Origin of the sequence: Curtobacterium sp. MCBD17_040 (genome assembly GCF_003234805.2) — a bacterium.
Classification (GTDB): Bacteria; Actinomycetota; Actinomycetes; order Actinomycetales; family Microbacteriaceae; genus Curtobacterium.
Genome location: NZ_CP126274.1, coordinates 277,542 through 302,601 on the forward strand (window position 1 = coordinate 277,542; position 25,060 = coordinate 302,601).

Genomic DNA, 25,060 nt, shown 5'->3' on the forward strand with positions numbered 1-25,060 from the left:
TCACCTCGTGAAGTGCGCCGTGCGCGAGCGAGTCAGGTCAGGAGCTCGATCACCCCAAGCGCCGCGAGCCCGACGCCGACGACGCTCCCAGCGACACCGATCACGGTCACGCCCTGGGCCAGCAGATGGGCGATGCCTTCAGCCCGCAGCAAGTCCACCGTCCAGGCGCCGAGGAGCGTGACGACGATCGCGACAGGGAGCGCCGCGATCCAGGTGAAGCCCAGTATTGAGTCAGCAGCGGCGACGGCGGGCGGCGGGGTCTGGAAGACCCCTGGCCCACTGGCTCGATACGACGCGTCGATGGGAGCCGTGTGCGCATGCGCGAGAACACACGCCACCACGCACGCTCCGGCGAGGGCGAGCGCCAGCATCGGTAGGACCCAGACGAGCCCTCATGACCGTGGAGCGCCTCACCAACCACACGTTGCCAGGCCCACCGCGGAAGGTCGTCCGTCGAAGGAGTGACAATCGAGCCGATGTCGAGACCCCGATAGCCTCGGCCCGTGACTGCTGGGAGGGCGCCGCGGACATGAGCGAGTCGAACCAGGTGCGCGGCCGCGCGTTCTTCGAGTGGGTGCCCGAGATCAAGCAGCTCGTCCGCGCGAAGGACTTCGCCGCGGCGATCGCTCTTCTTCAGGAGTGCGCCGCGGCGTCGGGTCACCAAACCATCGGATGGACTCCGCGACGAAACCGTGCTGCGCGAAAACCTGCGCCCGGTCAGAGTCGACCCTTCCGCTCGCACTGTCACGGGCCGAGCGTACGTCCCGATCTCGGCCACAGATCCTGTCAGGTACACAATGAAGCGACGAGCAGGCGCGACTTCGAGCTGATCGTCTGGCGGCCATCATCCGCGAAGGCGTCGCCTTCGTCACCATCGTCGTCTTGACGACATCGACCCTCGTGACGCAAAGCCCTGCGATCGCCACCTAGGGACGGCTTGGACAGCCTTGGAGAGAGCGAGACCTTTACGAGACTGCTGTTCCGATAGTCGATCGGTGACCGGACGGGCCGCGGCCGGCACCAATGCGCACGAGCTGCACGTAGACCCGCTCGCGCGAGGCCTGCTCCACGAAGCCGGGGCAGCGCTGCGGGCCGGTCCGGGTGACGCCGGCATGGGGAGTCAGTACCGGGCGACGGATGTTACGACGTGTTCGGGTGGCAGGGTCGCGCGGACGCGCGCGATTGCTTCTGCCGGCGTCTCCGCGTCGACGGGCACGGCGGGAGTGGAAGTCTCACCCTTGGGTCGATGACGAACGAACCACGTCACGGGGCGAGGCTACGACGACCCTCCGTCGTCGGCGTGGCCGGGTAGCTGCTGCCGCGGGTCCGCTCCGCTCCTCCTTGCCCCTGCTGCCGCGTGGCCGTGAGGACAGCGGGCGGCGGTAGGTTCGCCGGTAGGAGAACCACACGGGGGCGGGGGGCGCATGGCATCGGCACGGGAGCGCAAGCACCTGCGCGCGGACCAACGCCCTGCGCCGGGAGCGGGTGACAAGCCGGCCGCGGTTCGGGCGACGGCATTCATCCAAGCATCGAGGTGGCGGCATCGCCCGGTGCGCGTGGTCCGCTACGACGCCTACTGGCAGGACGGGCGCGTCGAGTTCGACGTGAACCTCGTGAAGATGATGTACCGGGGTGCACCGGCCGACTTCGCTCCCATCGAAACGGCCGTGCACGCCGCATGCCCGGAAGTCGGCACCGGCCGCTGGGTGAACCGGTGGGGTGCCATCATCGACGGCCCCGCCGGGGTCGAGCCGCCATGGCTCGGAACCCGTGGAGGGAGGCCGACGAGATACCCACCGTCTTCGACTCCGGAGCTGCGCCCGGCGCGGCCTCGCCTGTGGCGTCTGTGGGTCGGGGTGGTCGGCCTTGGCCTTGGCATCCCACTCGTGTGCGGAGTTGCCGGTAACGGGATCGCCGGCGCGCTGGGAGTGGTGTGTGCGCTGCTCGGGCTGTCATCACTGGCCGGCCTGCTCCCCCACCGTGGCCGCCCATGGTGAGGCCGGCACGGACGGTCAGCGCCGTTCGTGCAGAGATTTCCGCGGCAATTGACCAGGTACGCGCCGTCGCCCGCGCCGAATACGACGCTCCCCGCGAGCACGCCGCCGGTTGGCTCACTGAACAGTTCACCGGCGTGACGACACGACGCGAACTACGCGCTGCCGCGAAGGATGCACGCCACCTCTGGGGCGGCAATGGTTCCTTCTCCGACGTCGGAACAGCGGAGTCCGCTCACGCCGTCGATCGGTTACGTGCAGGCCTTCGCCGGGCGCGTTCCTGGTTCCTCCGGGAGGGGTAAGCCCTCCCCCTACGCCTGATCGGGCAGGGCCGGCTCGGTCGTGGGTTTCGGTGGCCGTGCACGGGGGTAGCGGCCGACCTTTGCCTCGTAGAGCTGGCGGACGAGTGCGCCGATGCCGACGCCCGCGATGCCGGCGTAGAGAACGAGCGGGAGGGCATGCACGCTCGCAGCGGCGTAAGCGTTGATGAGGGTGCCGAACAGGGCGGCGTTGAATCCGGTTCCGCCGACGAGCTGCTTTGTGCTGACCTGCCAGGACCACCAACCGGCGGGGACCGCCCACGCGAGGCCAAGCAGGGTGAGGAGCGCCCAGGTGAGGACCGGGGCATGGCCGACGACGAGGTAGATGAACGCGGGCAGGGCGACCAGGAGCACGACGGAACCGATGGTGAAGTACAGCTGCACGCGAGCACCGGCGGTCATCGGCACCGGGCGGCGTTCCTTGGTGCGGTCGACGGTGAGCGGCACGATCGGTGGGCGGCGTTTGTGGAGGGCGAGGTAGCGCCCGTATGCGCCGAGGATCACGCCGACGATCAGGCCGGGCAGTCCCGCGAACATGGCACCGGGGTAGTTCGGCCCGACAGTGATCATCCCGGCGAACAGGCCGGCGATGACGGCGAGGTTCGCGAACACGGGCGGCACGAGCCCGTACAGGAGCCCGCCGAACACGATGCCGCCGACGAGGCCGGCGAGAACCACACCGAGGCCGTCCGCCCCGGTGTCACCGGGGCCGGCGGCCAGGCCGTAGAAGATGCCGAGGCCGGTCGCGAGGACCACGATGTACCACGCCAACGGCTGCGGGCGTTGGCCGCGCCAGTCGCGGAGCTGCCTCCACTGCGCGCGGCTGCGTCGCTTCCGTCGACGCTTGCGCGCACGCGCTTTGCGTTCGGCTTCGGTGTCACCCATGGTTCCGCTTTCTCGGTCTCGTGCGCTGCGACTGCTGCTGCCACATCACTATGGCGAGCGGATATTCCTCGGCTCCGCGATCGTTCAAAGCGTATGAGGCTGGTGGGCACCTGGCTTGAATTTGCTGGGAAAGAGGCGGCTCTGCCGTCTTCCGCCGCGTATACGGGTCGAGGCCGGAGCACCCCTTGTGGGGCTCCGTCCGCGTGGGGAGCGGCTGGTTGAATTGTTGGTGGAACGCCGAGGATCGGGGAGGGGTATGGCGTACAGGAATCTGACTAAGGGTGCCCGTGAAATCGCGCAGGCGATCGAGGCCGCGCAGCGGGCGCACGATGAACGCACCTGGTGGCGACGCGTTCGTGCTCGCACTCTCACGGACCGGCAACGCCGGTGGGCAGCGGTGCAGGCGGTCCGCGTTCTCGTGACCATGGCAGCGCGGAACGTGCTCACCGTCACCGTGCCAGCCACGCTGAGCCTGCACGACGCGATGCTCTACCTTGGCCGGCCCGCCATCGCCGCGGAGGCCTGGCGGCTCTTCCACGATGACGCGCTAACGCTCTCCTGACCCCAGCATTAGGAGCCTCACCCGGTCCGATATCGTCATCCCGTGGACGCCAGCGCAACTCATCACCCCGAGGGGGACACAATCACACCGGCGACCATCTCGGAGTCCGACGACGGCCTCACCGGTAGAGCGCTCGACAAGGGCACCGAGCTGCTGCCCGAGGAGCACGTGCCCGCCGAGTCGCGCAATTGAGCGGCTTGGGCCGGAACCGGAGGAGCAAGCGCAGACACCCGCTCCAACCTGTTCTGTGATGGAAGGGCGATGTGCTCACAAGACGAGGCGCGCCAGGCCGTCGCCTAGCCCAGTTGCACAGCGGGGGCGGAGGACTGTGGGACGAACGTCCGCGAGGGCCAGGCCGTGTTTGTCGTGATGTCGACGCGGCCATCCATGAGCGCGTGCTCGATGAAGAAACGGTTCTCGGCCGTCTGAGGGCAGCCGTAGTAGTACCACTCCCACCGAACCCGACGAGCCCGGTGAATCGTGAGCGCCCGTCGGGCGACCGAAATCTCCTCGGGCGCCCACACCATGAGGGTCTCGCCCTGGTCGAAGCCGACGACGAGACAGCCGTCGTCAGCTGCACGTACGGCGACAAGAGTGTGGAAGTTGTCGCCGGGTCGTCCGAACCAGTCCCCGAACACAGCGAGCGACCCGCTGATAGCCGGAGCGCTTTTTCGCAACTCCTCCACGATCCCCTGCACACCACCCACCCTCCGATCCTACGAAAGCTAGGACCCCACCACTCCCGTCCGGTAGAGGATCGGTGGCCGGACGCAGGTGCCAGCGATGGTGGCTGGGCGTTGGCGAGGTTCTTCCCGGGGGGATTGAACGTTTGCTAGCCGCTGCTCAAGCGCAACAGTGTTCGTGGCCGTTCACGGCTCGGCCGCGTTGCCCGATTCCGGACAGCGGTGGCGTGCTGCTGATTGTGTGGGGGGAGCCCTGATGCAGTGACCGGGGTTCCGGTTCGGCCGCCACGGAGAGGACGAAGCACTGTGACGGATATGACATCCTTCGGGTACACGCGTACCCGCCCGGCTCCTGCCGGGTCGCGGGGCGGTACCTCGCTCTACTCGGGCCTGCTGCGGCAGGTGAAGGACCGGGGCCTGCTCGAGCGTCGCACCGGCTACTACTGGGCCGTGTTCGGGGTGCTGGTCGTGGCGCTCGGCGGCGCGTGGGCCGCGTTCGCGTTCCTTGGAGCGTCGTGGTTCCAGCTGATCGTCGCGGCGGCCCTTGGCGTGTTGTTCACCCAGTTCGCGTTCCTGTCCCACGAGGCCGCACACCGGCAGGTGTTCGCCTCGCATCGGTGGAACGACGGGACCGCGCAGTACGCGGGCACGTTCCTCGCCGGCGTGAGCTACTCGTGGTGGATGAACAAGCACACGCGGCACCATGGCAACCCGAACACCGTCGGCAAGGACCCGGACGTCTCGTTCGCCGCGCTCTCATTCCGGGAGGAGGACGCGGCGTCCCGGAGCGGATTCCTTCGCAAGCTCGTCCGCGTGCAGGGGTACGCGTTCTTCCCGATGCTGCTGCTCGAGGGCGCGAACCTGCACTGGCAGTCCGCGAAAGTTCTCGCGAACCCTCGTGAGCTCCGAGGGCGGCGGATCGAAGCCGCCCTGTTCCTCCTCCGCTTCTGCCTCTACTTCGGCGCGGTGTTCTGGTTCCTGCCGCTGGGCCTGGCGGTCGCGTTCCTCGGTGTGCAGCTGGCCGTTTTTGGGCTCTATATGGGTGCGTCGTTCGCGCCGAACCACAAGGGCATGCCGATGATCCCGCACGACCAGAAGGTCGACTTCTTTAGCCGGCAGGTGCTCACGTCCCGCAACATCCGCGGCGGCTGGTGGATGGCGCACTTCATGGGGGGCCTGAACTACCAGGTCGAGCACCACCTGTTCCCGAACATGCCGCGACCGCACCTGGGCGCCGCGCGAAAGGTGGTGCGCGAGTACTGCATGGAGAACGACGTGCCGTACACCGAGACGAGCCTGGTCCGCTCGTATCAAATAGTGGTGGAGTACCTCAACCGGGTCGGGCTCGCTGCCCGCGATCCCTTCGAGTGCCCGATCGTCGCCGAGCGACGCATCCGGTAATGGGGCGGCCGCGGGTCAACACTCGGCGTCCTCCGACCATCAGCGCCGGGTGGGTGACGGACACGATGCTGCGCTGGCGTGCACAGAACATCGAGGACCATGGTGTGGTGTGTGCGTTGCTGATCTCCCTCCAGAAGGAGCGGTGATGCGAGAGGGATACGGGAAACCGTGGGAGCTCGTCAAGTCCGACGTCGCCGACGTCTCTTCCGGCTCGTTCCCGCGCTGACCACATCGCAGCGGCCTCTTCGCGCTTCCAGCGCGTTGAGCGCTCCGTTCAGCGATCGCGTAGGCGACCGTCGGATCACGCGATCCGTGCTCGTGTTACTGGGAGGCCGCGGACAGCGCGTGGCGGCGATTTTCTAGCATCGCTCCGTGTCGTGCCCGCGTCTCGTTTGACGATAGCTACCGGATCGAAGCTGACCGAGACGCTCTGCTGCGCGCATGCCCTAGGAGGCTCACCCTGTCCGATATCGTCATCCCGTGGACGCCAGCGCAACGCATCACCCCCAGGGCGACACGCTCACACCGGCGACCATCTCGGAATCCGACGACGGCCTCCCCGGTACAGTGATCGACAAGGGCACGGAGCTGTTGCCCGAGGAGCACGTGCCCGCGGAGTCGCGCAACTGAGCGGCTTGGGCTGGACCCGATAGGCGATCCTCGTTCGGACACGATTTCTCCACACCAGAACAGATCAGGGCAAATTGTCTAGCGGTGCCGCGGGACGAGATGATGGCGCTGCGTACAACGGCACAATGTTTCTGCACACGTTGCTCAGCGACCGAAACTTGTTTGTTCACGAGGGCGGCGCGCCGCGCTGTCACCCTGCTCTTTCCGCCGCTACCCCCGCCAAGGCCGTGAAGGCGCTCGGAGGTCCCGCTACTGCTGCTCCTCCTTGATCGCGGCGGTGACGAACTGCGTCTCTAGCAGAGACTCCGCGTGATCCTGCTTTGTCTTGTAGTTTTCGAGCTGAGTGTACGTTTCCCACTTCGTGTAGCCGGTGTAGGACCCGTAGGCGAAGAGGACGACCTTCCGCGCGAGCTTCGCTTCAGCGGGCGAGCCGATCATCCGCACCTTCACCTCCGCCCTGTCGAGGCTTCCGAGGTCCGCCAACCACGTAGCGAGATGCGTGCCATGAGCAGCCATGCTGGCAGCGTCGTCTTGATTCAATTTGAGGCGCCAGTAGACGTCGACGATGACCTGATCCATGGATGGGGTTTCGGCGTCGATCGCGGCTACGAACTGGGTGTAGGCGTCGAGTCGCTCACTTCGCAGCGCTTCCTGATGTGCGGTATTGTCGGTGAGGTTGGCACCGATGATCGAGCCGCCGAGCCCGATGACGGCACCCAAGACCGCAGCGATGGCGCCGACTGCCGCATCGCGGCCGAGTCGACGCCACCACGGTCTCCGCGACGCGTTCATAGTGCGCCGAGGGTAGCAGTTTGTTTGATGTCCACCAGCTAACCGCCTAAACGTGTCTGAAGTACGGAAATGGACGCGTTGCTTGGCAGTACCGACGGGTTGGGCCACGGCGGGTAGGCCGATGGCTTTGTCCGCCGCGACTCGTTCGTACGACATGCCATCACCGCGAGAGGTCGCGGACCAACTAGGGACTCGGTCAGGGCATGGGAGTCGAGGCTGCCGGGCGCCGCAGTGGGAAGTTCGAAGCTAAGTGGATACGGCCGGAAGCGACCCTCGCACCCGTCCGGTCGCCGGTCGTCATCCGGGCGACCGAGCCTACGCCGGTCGTCATCCGGGCGATCGAGCGCACGCCGGCGCAATACGTCACTCCCGGTGACCTCGTCTCAGTTGACGATCCCCGCGCGGACCTCGACAGGGGCTACGCTCGCCGCGTGGACGCCGACACGCAGAACGCTTTGATCGGCTTCTGGGGGGTCCTAATCGGTGCCTTGCTGTCACTGGTCGCCTCGGTCGTCGTCCCGTGGGTCCGAGACGGGCTCGATCGGAAGCGTGTAGCGCGCGAGGTCACCGCAACTGAGCGACGGGAATGGCTACTCAACACGATCGCGGCGCTGCTCGAGGTCCGTCAAACACGGGGTGGCCATGGATACAACCCATCTGGCGCAGCCATGGCGAAGTTCGGGAACGCGCTCAACCAGTTGAGCGTGCGCCTGACGAAGGACGAACAGCCCGTGCTCGACGTCATCGTCGCCATGCTGGCGATGGTGCAGGAGCCGCGACCGGGCATCGAGACACTGGTCGGCGAATCGATGGTCGTTCTGACCGCGTGGGTACGCGGCGATATTCCGACGGATCGCGTGATTCCTGAGGTCGAGGCCCGTGCCGGAGTCATGTTCTCCGAGGACAGGAAGACCGTCGGCGTCGTCAAAAAGCCGTCCTAGTCGCTCGGTCAGAGGGCTGATGCGGCCTGGTGACAACGTTAACTTCTTGGTTAGCAGGGACGATCGCCGCGTCGGCGTACTCGGCGTGGTTAAGCAGGGGCGATGGGATCATACGTACGTCGGCCATTCTCGGGACGATACCTGTGCCGAAGTTGATCCATTAGGCCATGTCGCTCGTGGCGGACAGATGGCTGTGTGCAGTTCGTCCGCGGCGGTCGACTGCCGCGCGAGGTCAAGAGGTGGCGTTCTGTTCCTCTTGATACAGGATCTTGGCGAGTTCGGAGAGCGGGACGTCCGCCTGGCCGTCGACGGCTCGCTCGGCCTCATCGACCCACCGGATGAGTGACGGCCGGCCGGTGGCGCGGACGTCGCGGGCGAGAGCACGAAGCCTCGCGCGGGTCTCCTGCTGCTTGTCCGGTTGGTCCATCCTGATGACGCGCAGTGGGCCGACGAGCGCGCTGACGCGGGCAGAGGTGATGTTCATGCCTCGCACAGTAGCGGCGACCACCGATCACTCCTTGGCGCGGCCGGCAGTAGGCCATTGGTGCCATGGTCACGTCCGAGGACCACCGCCATGTCGACGGCAAGACAAGACCTGGTTTGTACGTCACCGCGCCACCGGCGGCTTCGCTATGAGCGGTTTCGTTCGGTGTCGTCCCCCTCGCAGCGCAGTGTCGCGGACACTTCTCAATGGCCGATCGGTTACCGGGCGGCTCTGCCGGTTGCCGATCCGTATGTCCAGCAGTCGTGGCCAAGTTGCGAACGGATGACGGGGGTCCGTGTCACCATGGCTACATGGTCCCCACTCTCGAGGTGCTCACGATTCCCGAGATCAGCAGCCGCCTAGCCGAGCTCGAGGCACGCGCGGGTGCGTCGGCCGACGAGCTCCGTCGTCGGGCTGACCGATACGAGCTCTCGCAGGAGGGACAAGCGATTTTGCGGAAGCTTGAGGACCTGACTTACCTGCAGGAGCATGCCGAGCGCTGACTCCGGCGGACAGGCCGATGGGAACCTTCAGGAAAAGGTCTTCGACTTCATGTTGGAGATCATGGAGATGCTCGCCGCAGTAATTCCCAACGGGCTCGTCGGCCTGGACAGCACTGTCGTCCGGACTCGCGGCGGCGGCGTCGCGGTGGCCGTCGAGCCGACCGAGGATCTCGGCCTTCGCCTGGATATCGACGGCGCCGAGACCTTCCGGCTAGTCGTTCAGTATCGGCTCGTTCTAAGCCCAGTGAGCCATCTGGTGTCGGTGGACCGCTCGACCTTCAAGGTGAACGTGCACGGCTCGGCGCGACCCCTCTTCACCGTCGACTACCTCCGGGACAGCGGCAGTGACGTCCCGTCGGCGCACTACAACGTCCATGCCGAGCGTCAAGACATGACGGACGCGCTCACTGCTACGGGTGGGCGACGTCGCGGCAAGATCTACCAGAAGCGCGTGGCGAAGGGGGAGGTGCCGAGATTTGGCGATGTCCACTTCCCTACGGGCGGCCATCGGTTCCGCCCCTGCCTTGAGGACGTACTCGAGATGATGATCATCGAGTTCGGCATTGACACCGTAGACGGCGCCGGCGCTGCGCTTCACGAGGGACGCCGCCGGTGGCGCGTCAGACAGCTCGCCGCAGCGGTGTCCGATGACCCGATGACCGCTGCCGCAGAACTGGATCGGCTCGGATTCGACGTCATCGCGCGTGAGGGAACGGAAGTGTCGCCGCGATTCGATCGCCTCACGGCACTTTGATGGCGTTTGCCGCCATCTCGCGGGAGTGCCCGAAGTCGATCCTCTACCGGGCGGGAGTGGTGGGGTCGTAGCTTTTGTAGGATCGGAGGGTGGGTGGTGTGCAGGGGATCGTGGAGGAGTTGCGAAAAAGCGCTCCGGCTATCAGCGGGTCGCTCGCTGTGTTCGGGGACTGGTTCGGACGACCCGGCGACAACTTCCACACTCTTGTCGCCGTACGTGCAGCTGACGACGGCTGTCTCGTCGTCGGCTTCGACCAGGGCGAGACCCTCATGGTGTGGGCGCCCGAGGAGATTTCGGTCGCCCGACGGGCGCTCACCATTCGTCGGGCTCGTCGGGTTCGGTGGGAGTGGTACTACTACGGCGGCCCTCAGACGGCCGAGAACCGTTTCTTCATCGAGCACGCGCTCACGGATGGCCGCGTCGACATCACGACAAACACGGCCTGGCCCTCGCGGACGTTCGCCCCACAGTCCTCCGCCCCCGCTGTGCAACTGGGCTAGGCGACGGCCTGGCGCGCCTCGGCTTGCGAGCACATCGCCCTTCCATCACAGTCGCCCGTCCGCTGAACATTCGGTCAACGGGACACGAGGACGATGGGATGCACTGGAGCCAATCTCCCCGGACCTCGCCCGGCGGATCGTTGCGCGGGAGGAGCGACCCGGAGATGACTGGCACCGCGAGTACCCCTTAGACGATGAGCTGGACCCGTTGACGTCTCTGTCGGCCGCGAAACCAACAGCGACTCCCTTCACGATGTACCTGGTCCGGAGGACTGGCGACGGGCGCGCTGTCGGAGGCTTGGGTTTCTTCGGCCCACCGGATGCGACAGGTCAGGTCGAGTTCGGTTACGGTCTCGTGCCGTCGGCCCGAGGGGCAGGTCTTGCGACTGAAGCGGTTGGACTGGCCCTCGAACATGCCTCCGCATGGGGCGCTCGCGTCGCGGTCGCCGACACCGATGTCAAAAACATCGCCTCTCAACGGTTCCTGACAAAGAACGGTCTCGTGGAGGTCGGCCGTGACGATGCGCTGGTCTACTACCGACGCAGCTTCGCGTCTCGATAGCCAATTGTCTCTCGGACGGATAAGTGTTGCGAGCTGGGGTCCGCCTGCGATGGACTCGGGGGATGTTCGATGCTGCTGAGCGATCCGCCCTTCGCGCGAGCCTCATCGCGAAGGCTCGCGCCGACCCCAGCATCAGCGGCGCGGCGCTCGTCGGATCGGCAGCCCGTGACGCCGAGGACGACTGGTCCGACATCGACCTCGTCCTGCAACTGGCCCCCGACGCAGACGAGCCAAGAACCGTCGACGCGTGGACCGCACTGGTAGGCGAGCTGACCCCGATCGCAGACACATTCGACCTCTTCGCTGCCGGTGTCCGCTACCGCGTTTTCTTACTCGCCTCGTCCCTCCAGATCGACCTTTCGTTCTGGCCGCATGACCAGTTCCGAGCGACTGACAGTGCCTTCCAATTGCTGTTCGGCTCTCCGACGCCTCCTTCCTTGCCCACGCAGCCAGACCAGCATCAGACGATCGGCATGGGGTGGCTCTATGCGCTGCACGCCCGCTCTGCGCTCGCGCGGGAGAAGTGTTGGCAGGCCTCGATGATGCTCGATGAGCTTCGGTCCTCCGTGATCACATTGATGTGTCTTCGGCACGGATTGAACCCATGGCACGGCCGTGACGTCGACCGCCTGCCGGATCGTGAGCGGATGAAACTCGAGGCCAGTCGCGCGCCACGGGTGAGCGGCTGGGATCTCGATCCGAGTCGCTGCGAGCTAACGCGACTGCTGTTCGATGAAGTGCAACGAATTGACCGTGCACGCGGCCGCGCTCCGGCCGGCGTTCCAACAGCTTTGGACGCCGCTGATCACCGTCCGGTAGCCGATCGGCTACCGGGACGCGTGCGTGCTCATCGGAGCGTTGCCGGTGCGCGATCAGCGCTTTGGTCGAGAGGTCGTCACGTGTGGCCATACGAGGACCGTAGCCATCTCCAAGAGCGAACGATAGACGGTCCACTTCCGGGCGCTGTGCGCCCGGCTCGTAAGGTGTTGCTATGAGCACCAACGTTCGAGGGGTCGAGGACCGTGACGCTGCTGATTGGGCGTCGTTGTACACCGGATACCGCACCTTCTACAAGCAACCCGAGGACGCCGCCGCGGTTGAGAAGACGTGGCAGTGGGTACGTGCTGGTCAGCACGGCATCGTCGGCCTCGTTGCGGTCGACGAGCAGGACAAGCCGATCGCGCTGGCGAACCTTCGATGGTTCGCGCGCCCGTCGACGGGAACCATGGGGCTCTATCTCGATGACCTCTTCACCGTGCCGAACGCGCGCGGCCGTGGCGCCGCGCGGGCGCTCCTGGACCGCGCGTCCGAATTGGCGCGCGAGGGCGGTGCCAACGTGGTGCGGTGGATCACCGCGGCCGACAACGAGACCGCACGACACCTGTATGACGCCGTCGCGATCGCTACACCCTGGGTGACCTACGACATGCAGCCCGCGCAGGCGGCCGCGATCAGCGAGTGAACGCCGAGCACTGACAGTGGCCCCTAAGCGGATCCTCCGACGGGCGCTTCATGTCTAACGGGGTCATTCGTTCCTGCCGGGGCGGGTCATTCTGATCTCCTGGATGCCGTCCTCGGTCTTGGTCCGTCCGTCCGGCGTGAGGCCGTGCTTGCGGTAGAACGCCTGGGCGCGGGGGTTCGGGTCCGCGACCCACAGCGCTGCGGACTGGTCGGGGTCGAGCACCGCGTCGAGGAGGGCTGATCCGCCGCCGCGCCCGTAAACGGCGGCGTACGTGTAGAGGATGTAGAGCTGCTGCGTCCAGGTCGCGTCCTCGTCCTGGGGGCTCGACGCCATCGCCACGCCAACGACACGTCCGTCGGAAATTGCCGCCGCGATCCGTGCGGCCGGGCGGTTTTGCTCGGACGTCAGCGCTTTCGTCCAAAACCGTTCGCGGCGTTCGATGAAGCCGGGATCATCGAGCATGTCGTCGGGGACCAGTCCGCGGTATGTCTCGCGCCAAGACTCGACGTGTACACGAGCGAGACCCGGAACGTCGTCGAGCAGGGCCGGGCGGACGGTGATGGGCATGCCCCCACAATAAAGAAGCGGGTGCCCGGACGGGGCCGTGTTACAGAGCGGGCCACCTGCATCCCCGCCCCGCTTCCAACGTGTGACGAGTACGTCGTCCAAGGCTTCCACGAGGTGCCCGGTAGCCGGTCGTTCATCGGGACACACTGGCCTGCCTCGCGCGGCTCGATTCACACCCGCAAACGTCTGGCCCGTTCATTCCCGTATGCCTGTCCCGCAAAAATGCCCGATGACGGGGGTGTAAACGCTACAGTTGCAACGTGCTCATCGGATACGCCCGCGTCTCGACCTCTGGACAAGACCTCGCGGCGCAGCGGGACGGGCTGCGAACCCTCGGCGTCCTTGAGGAGCACGTGCACGTCGACCACGGCCTGTCCGGCACGACTCGAGCTCGTCCTGGCCTTCGAGAAGCCTTGGCCGCGTGCCGTGCTGGGGACACACTCGTCGTGACGAAGCTTGATCGGCTCGCGCGGTCGCTTCGAGACGCGACGGACATCGCGGACGAGCTCACGAAGAAGGGTGTGGCGCTGAACCTTGGGGGAGCGGTGTACGACCCAACCGACCCGGTCGGCCGGCTGTTGTTCAATGTGCTCGGTATGGTCGCGGAGTTCGAGGCTGACCTGATCCGCGCTCGGACGCGTGAGGGGATGGCGATCGCGAAGGCCGCTGGCAAGCTTCGAGGCCGGAAGCCGAAGCTCACCCCATCACAGGAGAAGCACTTGGTGTCGCTGCACCGTGCCGGCGGGCACACGACGAGTGAGATCGCCGAGCTGTTCGGGGTGGCACGGTCGACGGTGTACCGGGCGATCCAGCGTGGCGGGGTGGAGTAGCCGGAGCTGTACTAGGGCGCCGTGGCGCTGCGCACGGATCTTCTGATAAGCCTTGCGGCCGTACCCGACATGTCGGTCAGTCGAAAGTGCCTCGAAGGGGCGGCTGCACGGCAGCAGCTTTGGGAGCCGTCATGGTGGGAGACTCTGCATGAACCGTCATCAAGCGGAGGGATGTGGCGTCGTGCAGAAGACATCGTTGACGGCGCTGGCCAGGACGGAGCTCCGCGCGGCGCTGGACGCTTCAAGTGGCCGCAGTGCGAAGACCGTGTATGGCGGTCATGAGCACCTCCTGCGCCAAACGGTCATCGCGCTGCGAGCGGATGAGACGCTGGCGGAGCATGAAAACCCTGGCGAAGCCACGGTGCAGGTGTTGCATGGCCGCGTCGTCTTGGCGGCGGGTGAAGACTCTTGGTCCGCGTGGACGGGCGATCTGATCATCGTTCCGGATGCGCCGCATTCGTTGACAGCGGTCGAGGATTCCACTGTGCTGCTCACCGTCGTCAAACATCGCTGACGTCAGGCCTCTGCGACCCTTGCCGTCCCGAGGATCGCTGGAGCGGCGACACGTGTCAGCTGCTGAGGAGCAGGGTCAGAACTGCGGCTTCGCTGATTTCGGGTTGCTTCGTCGCGGTGAGCAGCGTGAGGGGACGTCCTTTGACGAGTTCGCGTAGGTGTTGGAAGGCCGCTGCTCGTTCCGGCTCTTCCAGCTCGGCGCGGTAGCGGGTCGTGAACTCCTCGAATCGCTCGGGAACGTGCGCATACCAGGTTCGGAGAGCACTTGACGGGGCGACCGACTTGCACCACTCATCCAGGTGCGCCCTCTCTTTGGTGAGCCCTCGCGGCCAGATCCGGTCGACCAGGACCCTAGTGCCGTCCGTAGCCAGGGGTTCCTCGTAGGCACGGCGGACCACTACAGGGTGATCACTCATGGTTACTCCTCTCAATTCACCCTGCCTCAGCCTCCGCCACCCTGGTGGCGATGATTGGATTGGTTCAGCCACTGTCCCCGGTCGAACGGGGGAGCCGCAGTGTGCCGGGCGGTTAGGATCCGAGCATGGAGCCTTCTTCGGGGGATCAACCTCGTCCTGCCGCCGATGTCGGTCCAGGAGGAACCCGAGCGAGCTTCCGGTCGGAGCTCGACAGCCACCGATACACCGTGGTCGACGAGGACTGGGCTGGAGGAATCCCTGCCCAGTACGGGGTCGCACCGCGGGTCAGAATCGGCCAGACCAAGTGGTTCAACCTGTTGTGGCTGGTCCCGATCGGGCTCCTGCTGCTGCTGATCGGAGTGGCCGTCGCGCAGGGCATCCGCGGGCTGCCAGCGGTGCACGCCTTCATGCGCACCTACCCAGGCATGTCCGAGCTGCCCGGCAACGCTCCGGTGGGGTTCCCGGCATGGGTGGGCTGGCAACACTTCTTGAACCTGTTCTTCATGATCTTCATCATCCGGTCCGGCGTCTCGGTGCTCGCGGATCATCCCCGGCTCTACTGGACGAGGCACTCCACCCCCGGCAAAGACTGGTTCCGCATCCAAAAACCCGTCCCAACCAGCCCCCTCTACACCGCCAAAGAGGACTCCATCACCCTCCCGAACGGGGTCGGCCTCCCCGGACGCCGGCACTCCATCGGGCTCGCCCGCTGGTGGCACCTCGGTATCGACACGCTCTGGCTCGCGAACGGGATCGTCTTCTTCGTCTTGCTGTTCACCACCGGGCAGTGGATGCGGCTGGTTCCGCTGCACTGGGACGTCATCCCCAACGCCGTCTCCGTCGCGATCCAGTACCTCTCCCTGAACTGGCCCACGGAGAGCGGCTGGAGCAACTACAACAGTCTGCAACTGATCGCCTACTTCGTCACCGTGTTCATCGCCGCACCCCTCGCCGTGCTGTCGGGCCTCGGCATGTCACCGGCGCTCTCCACCCGGTTCCGGCGAGTCAGTTCCGTGTTCAGTATCCAGTTCGCCCGGTCCGTGCACTTCCTCGTGCTGTGCTGGTTCGTGCTGTTCATCGTGATCCATGTCGCCCTGGTTATCTGCACCGGGGCACTGCGGAACTTCAACCACATGTACGCCGCCCAGAACACCGAGTCGTGGACCGGGTTCTGGATCTTCGCCGTGTCGATGGTCGTCGTCATCCTCGCCTGGGTGGCCGCCACCCCGTTCACCTACCGGCACCCGGGCGTCGTGCAGAAGGTTGGCTTCGCGCTCATCGGGCCCGCGCAGCGCCTGTTCGAGCACATCGACTCCAAGCCCGGCGAGTACACGGAGAAGGACATCTCTCCGTATTTCTGGCACAACGGTAAGTACCCCGACAGTGCCGAATACAAGCAGCTGGAAGCCGACAACTTCGCCGACTACAAACTCGTCGTCAACGGCCTCGTCGAGCGCCCGACTGAACTGAACCTTGACCAGCTTCGCGCCATGGCACACCACGAACAGATCACGCAGCACTTCTGCATCCAAGGCTGGTCCGGGGTCGCCAAATGGGGCGGGGTGTCCATGCAGGCGATCCTCGACACCGTGCGGCCGACCCCGGAAGCGAAGTGGGTGATCTTCTACTCCTTCGCGCTCGGCCCCGAGGGTGGCCTCTACTACGACGCGCAACCCATCGAACAGATGAGCTACCACCTGACGATGCTCGCCTACGACATGAACGACGAACCCGTGTCCTTCGGTCACGGGGCGCCGCTGCGGCTCCGGAACGAGACAGAACTCGGGTTCAAGATGGTCAAGTGGATCAAGGGAATCGAGTTCGTCGCGGACTTCGCTGATGTCGGCGGCGGGCGTGGCGGGTACAACAACGACCACGAGTTCTTCGGCTACCGACAGTCGATCTGACCCGATGTGGCACGAAGCGGCTGGCCGTCTACCGTCGAACGCATTCGCGTTCGTGATGGCGACCGGCATCCTCTCCACCGCTCGTCGAACGCCGGGGCAGTGGCAGGCGTCAGCGTCTCGGCTTCGATGTGGTGCGGGTCGGTCGGGCGCGCGTCATGACCGTAGCGAGGTGGCGGGCGTCTCAAATCGCAGCACGCAATGGATTCCCCTTGTTGGTTCGGCCGCAAGCACGTCATCGTGATCGCGGCGATCTCTTCGGCGAGGGGGGACGTCGACGTGTTTTACGGGAAAGAAGACGTCCGTGTCGAGGAAGTCCCGGAACAGTAACTGCTGGCTACCCGCGACGGCGTAGCGTGCAATGTCAGTGAGTGGAAGGACGATGATGCCCGACAGGATCGCCGACATTTGGGGGACGAGGACGCCGTTTGCGCGCGATACGCTCTGGCCTGTCCGACGCGACCAGAAGCTCGCAGAGGGACTCGACGATGCCGACGTGGATCGCTGGGTGCAGTCTGCCTGCACCCTCTGCAGCAACGGCTGCGCATGTGACATCGCCGTGAAGGACGGCCATATGGTCGGCGTCCGCGGTCGCACTGTCGACACCGTGAACCACGGACGGCTCGGTCCGAAGGGGCTCTTCGGCAGCTGGCAGGGGATGCAGGGGGCAGACCGGCTGACGCGGCCGCTCGTCCGCGTCGACGGGGAGCTCGTCGAGACCGACTGGGACACCGCGATGCAACGCATCGTCGCGCGGAGCCGACAGCTGCTCGACGACAAGGGCCCGCTCTCGCACGGGTTCTACACGAGCGGGCAGTTGTTCCTCGAGGAGTATTACGCTCTCGCGATCATCGGCAAAGCCGGTCTCGGGACCCCGCACATGGATGGCAACACGCGCCTGTGCACGGCGACCGCGGCCGCGGCGATGAAGGAGAGCTTCGGCTCTGACGGGCAGCCGGGCAGCTACGAGGACATTGACTCCTGCGACGCGATCGTCCTGTATGGACACAACATGGCCGAGACGCAGACGGTCCTCTGGATGCGGGTGCTTGACCGGCTCGCCGGACCCGACCGACCATTGGTGATCTGCGTCGATCCGCGGGAGACCGAAGTCGCCCGGCTCGCGGATGTGCACCTGCCGATCCGCCCCGGAACCAACCTCGCGTTGATGAACGGACTCGTCCGGGAGCTGTTCGTTAACGGCTGGGTTGATGATGACTATGTCGCCGCGCACACCGTCGGGGTGGACGAGCTCCGGAACACGGTCGAGCCGTGGACACCCGAGAAGGTCGCGGCAACCTGCGGCGTGGAAGCGGACGACGTCCGGCGCGCGGCACGGATCATCGGGACGTCCGAACGGGTGCTGTCCACGGTCCTCCAGGGTTTCTACCAGGCGTCGCAGGCCACAGCGGCGTCCTGCCAGGTGAACAACCTGCACCTGCTCCGGGGCATGCTCGGTCGGCCAGGCTGCGGGATTCTGCAAATGAACGGGCAGCCGACGGCGCAGAACACTCGCGAGACGGGCGCAGACGGGGATTTGCCGGGCTTCCGGAACTGGGAGAACCCTGAGCACATCGCCGAGCTCGCGGAACTGTGGGACGTCAACGTGGACAGGATTCCGCACTGGTCGCCCCCGACCCACGCGATGCAGATCTTCCGGTACGTGGAGCAGGGCAGCATCGAACTGCTGTGGGTGTCCGCGACGAACCCGGCAGTATCGATGCCGCAAGCGGAGCGCATCCGCGGCATCCTCGCTAAACCTGAGCTGTTCCTCGTTGTGCAGGACCTCTACATGACCGAGACCGCCCGGTACGCCGACGTGGTGCTCCCCGCTGCCGGTTGGGGCGAGAAGCAGGGTGCGTTCACGAACGTGAACCGCACGGTCCATCTGTCGGACAAGGCGGTCGAGCCGCCGGGCGACGCGCGCAGCGATCTCGACATTTTCCTGGACTACTCCCGGCGGATGGACTTCCGGCGGAACGACGGCGGCCCGCTGCTCGACTGGCAGGGGCCGGAGGACGGGTTCCGCGCCTGGCAGGAATGCAGCCGCGGCAAGCTCTGCGACTACACCGGCATCAGCTACGAACGCCTCCGCGGGGGTAGTGGCATCCCATGGCCCTGCAACGACGAGCACCCCGACGGAACGGTTCGCCTGTACGGAGACGCGGTGTTCCCGACGACGGTCGAGCGGGCGGAGAGCTACGGGCACGATCTGCTGACGGGGGCGACCGTCGGACCGACGAAGTTCTCCGCGATGCGCCTCGACGGCCGCGCGGTACTGAAGCCCGCGGCCTACACGCCGCCGCACGAGGAACCGGACGAGGAGTACCCCTTCCGGTACACGACTGGCCGTACCGTGTACCAGTTCCACACGCGGACGAAAACGCGGCGTGCCCGCCAGCTGCAGGGTGCTGCGCCCTCCGCATGGGTGGAGATCAGCCGGGGCGACGCGGCGAGCCTCGGCATCAGCGAGGGGGACATCGTCCGTGTGGCGTCCCGCCGAGGCGAGATTGTCGTGCCGGCGCGCGTCGGCGACGTGCGACCGGGAACCGTGTTCGCACCCTTCCACTATGGGTACTGGGAAGAGGATCGGTCCGGACCCGACGGTCACCCGACTGCAGCGAACGAGCTGACCGCGACAGAGTGGGACCCGGTCTCGAAGCAGCCGCTGTTCAAGGTCGCCGCGGTGCGCGTCGAGAAGGTCGGCGAGGCGGACGGCCCGGCGCCAGCGCCGACGACCACGGCATCCCGTCCCGCGGATCCTGCCGCGGTTCCGCGCACTATCGGCGGGGTCGAGGCGGAGGTGCGTGAAGACGTTACGGGAGAACAACCGCCCCGCGCCGGCTCCGAGGGCGAGGGACGCTGATGTTGCTGCCCGTGTACATCGGCCTGCTGCACCGCTCGGAGCAGTCGCTCGCGACGTCGTTCCGGCAGGTCGCCGAGGGGCACGGGGCGGAGCCGGACGTGTTCCACCTGTGCCACACCCTTGCAGCTCAGTGCGACGCACACGCCGAGGCGCTTCGACCGCTCGTCGAACGCTACGGCGAGCAGCCCGACGACGAGCCGGAACGGCTGCACGCCGACGCGCTCAGCTCCACACGCGAGGGTCCGCTCGGCCTGCTCCGCGATCTGCAGGACCTGTACCTCATCGCGTCCCTCGTGGACATCACGTGGACCCTGGTCAAACAGGCCGGACAGGGCCTCCGCGATGAGGAGCTGTTGCGAATCGTGTCGGACTGCGACGCCGAGACAGCACTGCAGCTGTCGTGGTTGCGGACTCGCATGAAGCAGGCAGCGCCGCAGGCACTCGTGATCGCCTCATGACGGACGGGGCCAAGAATGGCGCGGAGCGCCCGCTGGCATGGTGGCGAAGCGGCCGTGGCGGTGGCGCCGCATACTCCGCAGTACTCTGCGCGGTCGTGCTCGCTGTCGCTGGTGTCGTCGGGCTCGTGCTTCGGCAACCGTGGCTGTTCCCGAGCCTCGGTCCGACAGTGATGCTCTTCTTCAGCGCGCCGCGCCAGCCGTCCTCCCGTCCCCGCAACGCGCTCGTGGGGCACGTCGTGGGCCTAGCCGCCGGGTATGGCGCCTACCTCGCGTTCGGACTCGTCGGCTCCCCGTCGGCGCCGGCGGGTGGGCTGACCCCCCGCTACCTCCTCGCCGCGGTCGTCGCCGTGGCCGTCACGACGCTCGTGCTCCACCTGCTCGGCATGCAGCACCCGCCGGCCGGCGCGACCACGCTCATCGTTGCGCTCGGCATCCTCGCCACCCCGGTGGCGGTCCTCGACATGCTCGGCGCCGTCGTGCTCATCACCGTCGTCGGGTGGGGGCTGAACCGGCTGCTTCTCGGATCGCGACGGTGACCGTCCACGATGCCCTCGTCCTCGCCGGCGGTCGTGGGAGCCGCCTCGGCGGTGCGGACAAACCGGCGATCGTCTTGGGCCACTCGACGCTCCTCGACCGCGCGGTCGCGGCCGTCGCGTCCGCGCAGACGGTCGCGGTGGTCGGGCCGGTGCGGACGTCGGTTCCGGGAGGCACGGTGCAGGTCTGCGAGGACCCGCCGTACGGGGGACCGGCCGCTGCGATCGGTGCCGGCCTCCAGGCCATCCGTGGCCATCGTGTCCCGTCGCCCCTGACCGTCGTCCTCGCCGCCGACCTGCCGGCCGTCGTCCCCGCGGTGCGGGCGCTGCTCCGCTTGGTCGCCGCCACGGACCCGGCGGTCGACGGCTGGGTCGGGACGGATCCTGGCGGGCGGAGGCAGTACCTCCTGGCCGCATACCGGACCGAGACGCTCTGGTCGGCCTGCCGGTCGCTGACCCTCGAACGTGGTTCGCTGGAAGGCGCCGCCGTCCGGGCGCTGCTCCAACCGTTGCGGCTCGTCGAGGTAGCGCTGACCGCAGCACTGACCGCTGACATCGACACCACCGCAGATCTCGCTGCGGCGCGTGACTGCGAGAGGACCAGCGATGGCATATCCGCCCGAACTTGACGCCTGGGTTGCGGAACTTGCACCCGCCCTCGGACTGAACCAGGCCGATGTCGACATCACTGGAGTGCTGGACCTCGCGAGCCATGCGGCGCACTCCGTCGCTCGTCCTGCCGCGCCGCTGACCGCGTACCTCGTCGGCATCGCGGTCGGGCGCGGGGTTCCGTTCTCGGAAGCCGTCGCGACCGTGACACAGCTGACGCCGGAGCATCCGTGAACGTCCCATTCCACGAAGCCAGACGGACGGCCGGGCAACTCGGGGCGGAGCATCCGAATAGAACCGAGACGGTTCCGCTCCGGGCTGCGCACGGCCGGACGCTCGCCGCGCCCGTCCACGCTCGGACATCGGTCCCGCCGACGGACACCGCAGCCATGGACGGGTGGGTGGTCGCCGGCAGCGGACCCTGGCGGCTCGACGGGAGCGTGCGAATGGGAGAGGCGCCGGGGAACCCCCTCATGGTCGGGACAGCCCGCGCGATCACCACCGGCGGAGCCGTTCCAGAGGGTGCCACGGCAGTGCTGCGCAGTGAACGCAGCCGCGTCGTCGAGGACGTCGTCGTCACCGCCGGCGTCGACATGCTCCTTCCGGCACTTGCGGATGTCCGCCGCGCCGGAGAGGAGATCCAGGTCGGTGACATCGTTGTCGGGGCCGGTGTCCGGGTCACGCCAGCGGTTGTCGCCGCGGCCGCCGCGACGGGCACCGATGCCGTGCAGGTGATCCGGCGACCCCGCGTCGCGCTCGTCCTGCTTGGCGACGAGGTGGTGCAGGAAGGCATACCTGCACCAGGCCAGGTCCGGGACGCCTTCGGGGTGTCGATCCCCGAGATCCTCAGAGGAGCGGGCATGGACGTCACGAGCGTCACGTATGTCCCCGACGACGCGGCCGCTGTCCGTGACGCCCTCCGTCAGGAGGATGTCGACCTGGTGATCTCGACCGGAGGCACCGGTCACGGACACGGCGACCACCTCGTGTCTGTGTTGGATGTCCTGGGTGCTGCCGTCCCAGTACGGGGCGTTGCGATGCGGCCAGGACATCCAACGGTCCTCGCCCGAAGAGCGGATGGCGTGCTCGTCCTCGGGCTTCCGGGTAACCCTCTCGCAGCCCTGGCCGCCATCGTCGCCCTCGGGCTGCCACTGATCGCCGGACTCCTCGGGTCATCCGCACCACCGTTGCTCACGCGAGTAGCGGCACGTCCGCTCACAGGTCCACCGTCCGGAGTGCGGCTGATTGCCGTTGCGGAAACGTCCGATGGGATCGTGCCCGTGCAGCGGCAGGGGCCTGCGATGACGTGTGGGCTGGTGGGCGCCGATGGGATTGCAGTCGTCGATGCCGATGGTGTCGGGTCGGGTACAAGTGCGGATGTCCTCTCTGTGCCGTGGGCTCGTTAGCCGGCGGTTCGAACGCGGGGTGGGCACCCTCACCCGGAGTACCGATGGTCTGCGTTGCACCGCATCTAGACCCTCGCGCGGACCTGTAGCGAAAGGGTGAGACGCCACCCTAGAACGACATAAATCTCGCCCTCGTCTACCGTCGCGCTGAGGTATACCCCAGTCCGACGCACGTCCGCAGTGGGCGAAGTCCGTTGCAGCCGCTAGCTTGTGACAAGCGCTCATGTCATAGGGAGGGACGCGTGCTGACACTTGGAGACTTGCTCTCCGATGTAGCCGACCGCACATCGGAGAAACTTTTGCACGAGCCAAAGGTTGAACTTAAAGATGGATCATTCGATCCGGCAAAATTGCCAATCGACGCAGCAACCTGGCACTTCCTTAGCGACGTCGTAGCAGTCGTGTTTGACATGAGGGGCTCGACCCAGTTGGAGAACGGTCGCTCTGCTGCAAGCACCGCCAGCATCTACGACGCCGGTGTCGGAAGCGTTGCAAGAGTTTTAAGAGAATTTGACGCGGATTTTGTAGACATCCAGGGGGATGGCGGCTTTGGTCTCTTCTGGGGCGAGCGGCGATACGAGCGTGCGATGTGCGCCGCGATCACGATTCGGTCATACTCGGACGAATTCACCGCCCAGATTGAGCGCAAGTGGAAAAGCGCTCCCTCGACTGGGTTTAAGGTGGCTGTCGCCAGTTCCTCGATTATGGCGAAGCGTGTTGGCATACCGAGGCACCTTGACCTTCAAGAGCCCGTATGGGCAGGCCATGCCGTCAATTATGCGGCAAAAGCCGCACAACAAACCGACCCCCGAAACCTCGTCATAACGGCAAGTGTCTGGGATGAAATACGGTCGAACGATTATCTCAGTTTCTCATGTGGGTGCGACGGGAGCGGAAACCAAACGGGCCTGAGTGTTCTTTGGAAAGACGTGGAGTTGGATAAAATTCCGGATGAAGAGCGGTTCGGCCAGTCGGTGTCGAGCCCGTGGTGCAGTGTTCATGGCGACGAGTTCTGTGACGCCATCCTCAAGGGCAATAGGCACCGGCCCGACATAGCCGAAGGATTGAGAAGCGAGCGCAATCTCCGCGGCAGCTACAGTTCCACGCTTGTAACCCTCGCTCGTCGACGGGGCGAGAATCGTCGCCAGTTCGCTAACGATTCGTCCATCACGGCAGCAAGGGGCGGCGAACGGTGAGCCGGTCCAGGCTGTCCAAGCGGGCCGCAGAGCAAGCCGCGACAGTGCTCCTTGAGACACGTGAGGAACTAGTTCGCGCTGACTCTAAGGCGTCCTTGTTGCTCGCAGCCACAGGCGTAGCCGTCGGAGCTGTATCTACGGCGGTTCTTGCCGGGTCTTGGTCACCCGATTCACTCACGTCTTTCGGAGCGTACCTGTGGTGGATCGGCGTAGTTGCAGCCACGGTCGGTGTCGCTGCTCTTGGATACTCGGTTTTTCCGCGAACGAAGCGCTCGGGTCCTGCTACCGGTCCAATTTTCGGTTACTACGCGGATATGGCGAACTTGACGTCGGACGAGCTGGCAAGCCTCATCCGGGCTGCGGGCGAGAATCTGGATGACCGTTTGGTCGACCAGCTTAGGCAGATTTCAAAGATCGTGGTTCGAAAATATAGAGGTGTTCGTGTTGCTTTGTGGTCGCTCGCCATCGCTGCTCTCCTGTGCGCAATATCCACAGTGGTCAGCTAGTCGGATTTAGCAATAGGAGTGCGTGATGGATGGCAATTACAAAGAATTTAGCTATATCCAGAGCTCTAGGAGAATCCAAGAAATACTCGACCAGCCCGCTGGTGCGTTCGAAGAGGTGGATGGGCTCCCTGCCCGCGATAAGCTCACGTTCACTAACGGCTTCTATGGAACCTGCTCGGCCTTGTTCATTGATATCCGCGATTCGTCCGGCCTTGTCGCTAAATACAAGCGCCCCACGCTTGCGAAGATCTATCGGGCTTTTATTTCCGAGATGGTCGCGCTGCTCAACTCCGACCTTTACGTTCGAGAGGTGAACATCGTTGGCGATTGCGTGTGGGCTGTCTATAACACCCCACTGCGTTCGCATATCGACGATGTGTTTTCTATCGGAGCGAAGGCAAATTCGCTTGCGCGGTTGTTGAACTATCATCTTGCTCGGAAGGGTCTGGACCCACTACGTATGGGTATCGGCATGGAATGGGGACGCGCCCTGATGATAAAAGCCGGCTACAACGGGAGTGGCATCAATGAGGTCATTTACATGGGTGACGTAGTCAATGCGGCAGCGCATCTAGCCCATGAATCCGGGCGTGCCTGGCGCGACCCGATTTACGTTGGTGATGGGTTCCAAGGTAACCTTAATGAGGAAAACAGGGCGTTTCTATCTTCGCAATACGTGCAAGGTCTTGGCACTGTCCACACAGGTAATGTCATTAACACGTCGATGGATGATTATATCGATCGGCTTGAGTAGGTCGCGAACTGCTGCGTGCTTCTTGTGAT

Annotated in this window: 30 protein-coding genes; 23 read left to right on the top strand and 7 right to left on the bottom strand. The window is 65.7% G+C overall.

Going from position 1 to position 25,060, the window contains the following annotated elements:
* Positions 1–32 precede the first annotated feature (32 nt).
* Together DEI94_RS17640 and DEI94_RS17645 are read right to left on the bottom strand one after the other, a co-directional pair.
* Entirely contained in the window at positions 33–371 is a 339-nt protein-coding gene (locus DEI94_RS17640; RefSeq protein WP_111026637.1) for a hypothetical protein, read from the bottom strand.
* Between the two features lie 1,934 nt (positions 372–2,305).
* Positions 2,306–3,199, bottom strand: a complete 894-nt coding sequence (locus DEI94_RS17645) for a hypothetical protein (RefSeq protein WP_111026636.1) — start codon at positions 3,197–3,199, stop codon at positions 2,306–2,308.
* A 256-nt stretch (positions 3,200–3,455) separates the two neighbouring features.
* On the opposite strand from DEI94_RS17645, the gene DEI94_RS17650 reads away from it, so the two are divergent.
* Together DEI94_RS17650 and DEI94_RS17655 are read left to right on the top strand one after the other, a co-directional pair.
* Entirely contained in the window at positions 3,456–3,761 is a 306-nt protein-coding gene (locus DEI94_RS17650; RefSeq protein WP_111026635.1) for a hypothetical protein, read from the top strand.
* Positions 3,762–3,803: 42 nt separating this feature from the next.
* Entirely contained in the window at positions 3,804–3,953 is a 150-nt protein-coding gene (locus tag DEI94_RS17655; protein ID WP_181441790.1) for a hypothetical protein, read from the top strand.
* A 104-nt stretch (positions 3,954–4,057) separates the two neighbouring features.
* Here the strand turns inward: DEI94_RS17655 and DEI94_RS17660 are convergent, their stop codons facing one another.
* Positions 4,058–4,459 (bottom strand): hypothetical protein, encoded by a 402-nt coding sequence (locus DEI94_RS17660; RefSeq protein ID WP_111026634.1) that lies wholly within the window; start codon positions 4,457–4,459, stop codon positions 4,058–4,060.
* A 300-nt stretch (positions 4,460–4,759) separates the two neighbouring features.
* On the opposite strand from DEI94_RS17660, the gene DEI94_RS17665 reads away from it, so the two are divergent.
* Entirely contained in the window at positions 4,760–5,845 is a 1,086-nt protein-coding gene (locus DEI94_RS17665) for a fatty acid desaturase family protein (protein WP_111026633.1), read from the top strand.
* Positions 5,846–6,325: 480 nt separating this feature from the next.
* Positions 6,326–6,475, top strand: a complete 150-nt coding sequence (locus tag DEI94_RS17670) for a hypothetical protein (protein ID WP_181434584.1) — start codon at positions 6,326–6,328, stop codon at positions 6,473–6,475.
* 249 nt (positions 6,476–6,724) lie between these two features.
* Here DEI94_RS17670 and DEI94_RS17675 read toward each other — a convergent pair whose 3' ends face one another.
* Positions 6,725–7,267, bottom strand: a complete 543-nt coding sequence (locus DEI94_RS17675; RefSeq protein WP_111026632.1) for a hypothetical protein — start codon at positions 7,265–7,267, stop codon at positions 6,725–6,727.
* Between the two features lie 431 nt (positions 7,268–7,698).
* Between DEI94_RS17675 and DEI94_RS17680 the strand changes: the two genes are divergently transcribed.
* A complete protein-coding gene (locus DEI94_RS17680; RefSeq protein ID WP_146249458.1) occupies positions 7,699–8,208 on the top strand; it encodes a hypothetical protein in 510 nt (169 codons plus the stop codon).
* A 232-nt stretch (positions 8,209–8,440) separates the two neighbouring features.
* Here DEI94_RS17680 and DEI94_RS17685 read toward each other — a convergent pair whose 3' ends face one another.
* Positions 8,441–8,692, bottom strand: a complete 252-nt coding sequence (locus DEI94_RS17685; RefSeq protein ID WP_111026630.1) for a hypothetical protein — start codon at positions 8,690–8,692, stop codon at positions 8,441–8,443.
* Between the two features lie 311 nt (positions 8,693–9,003).
* Here DEI94_RS17685 and DEI94_RS17690 point away from each other — a divergent pair, with 311 nt between their 5' ends.
* The 6 genes from DEI94_RS17690 (at position 9,004) to DEI94_RS17715 (ending at position 12,473) form a co-directional block, all read left to right on the top strand.
* On the top strand, positions 9,004–9,195 hold the full coding sequence (locus tag DEI94_RS17690) for a hypothetical protein (protein ID WP_111026629.1): 192 nt from the start codon (positions 9,004–9,006) through the stop codon (positions 9,193–9,195).
* Entirely contained in the window at positions 9,182–9,949 is a 768-nt protein-coding gene (locus DEI94_RS17695; RefSeq protein ID WP_111026628.1) for a hypothetical protein, read from the top strand. Before DEI94_RS17690 ends, DEI94_RS17695 begins: the two co-directional genes overlap by 14 nt.
* An 89-nt stretch (positions 9,950–10,038) precedes the next feature.
* Positions 10,039–10,449: a hypothetical protein gene (locus DEI94_RS17700; protein WP_181441789.1), complete on the top strand. Its 411-nt coding sequence runs from the start codon at positions 10,039–10,041 to the stop codon at positions 10,447–10,449.
* The gene (locus DEI94_RS17705) at positions 10,361–11,011 is read left to right on the top strand and encodes a GNAT family N-acetyltransferase (RefSeq protein ID WP_111026627.1); all 651 of its coding nucleotides are present in this window, start codon (positions 10,361–10,363) and stop codon (positions 11,009–11,011) included. Before DEI94_RS17700 ends, DEI94_RS17705 begins: the two co-directional genes overlap by 89 nt.
* A 62-nt stretch (positions 11,012–11,073) precedes the next feature.
* Entirely contained in the window at positions 11,074–12,006 is a 933-nt protein-coding gene (locus DEI94_RS17710; RefSeq protein WP_146249457.1) for a nucleotidyltransferase domain-containing protein, read from the top strand.
* On the top strand, positions 12,003–12,473 hold the full coding sequence (locus tag DEI94_RS17715) for a GNAT family N-acetyltransferase (protein WP_111026626.1): 471 nt from the start codon (positions 12,003–12,005) through the stop codon (positions 12,471–12,473). The genes DEI94_RS17710 and DEI94_RS17715 overlap by 4 nt, the downstream gene beginning before the upstream one ends.
* A gap of 63 nt (positions 12,474–12,536) precedes the next feature.
* Here DEI94_RS17715 and DEI94_RS17720 read toward each other — a convergent pair whose 3' ends face one another.
* Positions 12,537–13,040 carry a GNAT family N-acetyltransferase gene (locus DEI94_RS17720; RefSeq protein WP_111026625.1) on the bottom strand — a complete coding sequence of 168 codons (504 nt, stop codon included), beginning with the start codon at positions 13,038–13,040 and terminating at the stop codon, positions 12,537–12,539.
* Between the two features lie 260 nt (positions 13,041–13,300).
* Between DEI94_RS17720 and DEI94_RS17725 the strand changes: the two genes are divergently transcribed.
* Both DEI94_RS17725 and DEI94_RS17730 read left to right on the top strand, forming a co-directional pair.
* Positions 13,301–13,870: a recombinase family protein gene (locus DEI94_RS17725; protein ID WP_111026624.1), complete on the top strand. Its 570-nt coding sequence runs from the start codon at positions 13,301–13,303 to the stop codon at positions 13,868–13,870.
* 181 nt (positions 13,871–14,051) lie between these two features.
* Complete coding sequence (locus DEI94_RS17730; RefSeq protein WP_111026623.1) at positions 14,052–14,384, top strand: cupin domain-containing protein; 333 nt, start codon at positions 14,052–14,054, stop codon at positions 14,382–14,384.
* 55 nt (positions 14,385–14,439) lie between these two features.
* On the opposite strand, the gene DEI94_RS17735 is transcribed toward DEI94_RS17730, so the two are convergent.
* Complete coding sequence (locus DEI94_RS17735; protein WP_111026622.1) at positions 14,440–14,799, bottom strand: DUF488 domain-containing protein; 360 nt, start codon at positions 14,797–14,799, stop codon at positions 14,440–14,442.
* Positions 14,800–14,924: 125 nt separating this feature from the next.
* Between DEI94_RS17735 and DEI94_RS17740 the strand changes: the two genes are divergently transcribed.
* From DEI94_RS17740 to DEI94_RS17780, 10 genes are all read left to right on the top strand, one after another.
* Positions 14,925–16,706: a molybdopterin-dependent oxidoreductase gene (locus tag DEI94_RS17740; protein ID WP_111026621.1), complete on the top strand. Its 1,782-nt coding sequence runs from the start codon at positions 14,925–14,927 to the stop codon at positions 16,704–16,706.
* A gap of 382 nt (positions 16,707–17,088) precedes the next feature.
* The gene (locus tag DEI94_RS17745) at positions 17,089–19,569 is read left to right on the top strand and encodes a molybdopterin oxidoreductase family protein (RefSeq protein WP_111026775.1); all 2,481 of its coding nucleotides are present in this window, start codon (positions 17,089–17,091) and stop codon (positions 19,567–19,569) included.
* Positions 19,569–20,027 carry a hypothetical protein gene (locus tag DEI94_RS17750; RefSeq protein WP_111026620.1) on the top strand — a complete coding sequence of 153 codons (459 nt, stop codon included), beginning with the start codon at positions 19,569–19,571 and terminating at the stop codon, positions 20,025–20,027. The genes DEI94_RS17745 and DEI94_RS17750 overlap by 1 nt, the downstream gene beginning before the upstream one ends.
* On the top strand, positions 20,024–20,563 hold the full coding sequence (locus tag DEI94_RS17755) for an HPP family protein (RefSeq protein WP_111026619.1): 540 nt from the start codon (positions 20,024–20,026) through the stop codon (positions 20,561–20,563). The genes DEI94_RS17750 and DEI94_RS17755 overlap by 4 nt, the downstream gene beginning before the upstream one ends.
* Positions 20,560–21,189, top strand: coding sequence for a molybdenum cofactor guanylyltransferase (gene mobA / locus DEI94_RS17760; RefSeq protein WP_181436124.1), 630 nt, complete (start codon positions 20,560–20,562; stop codon positions 21,187–21,189). The genes DEI94_RS17755 and mobA overlap by 4 nt, the downstream gene beginning before the upstream one ends.
* Positions 21,167–21,403, top strand: a complete 237-nt coding sequence (locus DEI94_RS17765) for a DUF6457 domain-containing protein (RefSeq protein ID WP_111026617.1) — start codon at positions 21,167–21,169, stop codon at positions 21,401–21,403. The genes mobA and DEI94_RS17765 overlap by 23 nt, the downstream gene beginning before the upstream one ends.
* Positions 21,400–22,575 (top strand): molybdopterin molybdotransferase MoeA, encoded by a 1,176-nt coding sequence (locus DEI94_RS17770; protein ID WP_111026616.1) that lies wholly within the window; start codon positions 21,400–21,402, stop codon positions 22,573–22,575. The genes DEI94_RS17765 and DEI94_RS17770 overlap by 4 nt, the downstream gene beginning before the upstream one ends.
* 242 nt (positions 22,576–22,817) lie before the next feature.
* Positions 22,818–23,771, top strand: a complete 954-nt coding sequence (locus tag DEI94_RS17775; protein ID WP_146249456.1) for a hypothetical protein — start codon at positions 22,818–22,820, stop codon at positions 23,769–23,771.
* 44 nt (positions 23,772–23,815) lie between these two features.
* Positions 23,816–24,277: a Pycsar system effector family protein gene (locus DEI94_RS19795; protein WP_220038798.1), complete on the top strand. Its 462-nt coding sequence runs from the start codon at positions 23,816–23,818 to the stop codon at positions 24,275–24,277.
* Positions 24,278–24,302: 25 nt separating this feature from the next.
* Positions 24,303–25,031: an adenylate/guanylate cyclase domain-containing protein gene (locus DEI94_RS17780; protein WP_111026615.1), complete on the top strand. Its 729-nt coding sequence runs from the start codon at positions 24,303–24,305 to the stop codon at positions 25,029–25,031.
* Positions 25,032–25,060: the final 29 nt, after the last annotated feature.

What these genes read in the sequence shown, in the direction of transcription:
- DEI94_RS17765 (WP_111026617.1), top strand. Translation starts at nt 21,167, where the DNA reads ATGGCATATCCGCCCGAACTTGACGCCTGGGTTGCGGAACTTGCACCC.
- DEI94_RS17745 (WP_111026775.1), top strand. Translation starts at nt 17,089, where the DNA reads ATGCCCGACAGGATCGCCGACATTTGGGGGACGAGGACGCCGTTTGCG.
- DEI94_RS17665 (WP_111026633.1), top strand. Translation starts at nt 4,760, where the DNA reads ATGACATCCTTCGGGTACACGCGTACCCGCCCGGCTCCTGCCGGGTCG.
- DEI94_RS17755 (WP_111026619.1), top strand. Translation starts at nt 20,024, where the DNA reads ATGACGGACGGGGCCAAGAATGGCGCGGAGCGCCCGCTGGCATGGTGG.
- DEI94_RS17690 (WP_111026629.1), top strand. Translation starts at nt 9,004, where the DNA reads ATGGTCCCCACTCTCGAGGTGCTCACGATTCCCGAGATCAGCAGCCGC.
- DEI94_RS17685 (WP_111026630.1), bottom strand. Translation starts at nt 8,692, where the DNA reads ATGAACATCACCTCTGCCCGCGTCAGCGCGCTCGTCGGCCCACTGCGC.
- DEI94_RS17720 (WP_111026625.1), bottom strand. Translation starts at nt 13,040, where the DNA reads ATGCCCATCACCGTCCGCCCGGCCCTGCTCGACGACGTTCCGGGTCTC.
- DEI94_RS17715 (WP_111026626.1), top strand. Translation starts at nt 12,003, where the DNA reads ATGAGCACCAACGTTCGAGGGGTCGAGGACCGTGACGCTGCTGATTGG.
- DEI94_RS17645 (WP_111026636.1), bottom strand. Translation starts at nt 3,199, where the DNA reads ATGGGTGACACCGAAGCCGAACGCAAAGCGCGTGCGCGCAAGCGTCGA.
- DEI94_RS17705 (WP_111026627.1), top strand. Translation starts at nt 10,361, where the DNA reads ATGGCCGCGTCGACATCACGACAAACACGGCCTGGCCCTCGCGGACGT.
- DEI94_RS17780 (WP_111026615.1), top strand. Translation starts at nt 24,303, where the DNA reads ATGGATGGCAATTACAAAGAATTTAGCTATATCCAGAGCTCTAGGAGA.
- DEI94_RS17675 (WP_111026632.1), bottom strand. Translation starts at nt 7,267, where the DNA reads ATGAACGCGTCGCGGAGACCGTGGTGGCGTCGACTCGGCCGCGATGCG.
- DEI94_RS17640 (WP_111026637.1), bottom strand. Translation starts at nt 371, where the DNA reads ATGCTGGCGCTCGCCCTCGCCGGAGCGTGCGTGGTGGCGTGTGTTCTC.
- DEI94_RS17710 (WP_146249457.1), top strand. Translation starts at nt 11,074, where the DNA reads ATGTTCGATGCTGCTGAGCGATCCGCCCTTCGCGCGAGCCTCATCGCG.
- DEI94_RS17750 (WP_111026620.1), top strand. Translation starts at nt 19,569, where the DNA reads ATGTTGCTGCCCGTGTACATCGGCCTGCTGCACCGCTCGGAGCAGTCG.
- DEI94_RS17650 (WP_111026635.1), top strand. Translation starts at nt 3,456, where the DNA reads ATGGCGTACAGGAATCTGACTAAGGGTGCCCGTGAAATCGCGCAGGCG.
- DEI94_RS17740 (WP_111026621.1), top strand. Translation starts at nt 14,925, where the DNA reads ATGGAGCCTTCTTCGGGGGATCAACCTCGTCCTGCCGCCGATGTCGGT.
- DEI94_RS17735 (WP_111026622.1), bottom strand. Translation starts at nt 14,799, where the DNA reads ATGAGTGATCACCCTGTAGTGGTCCGCCGTGCCTACGAGGAACCCCTG.
- DEI94_RS17695 (WP_111026628.1), top strand. Translation starts at nt 9,182, where the DNA reads ATGCCGAGCGCTGACTCCGGCGGACAGGCCGATGGGAACCTTCAGGAA.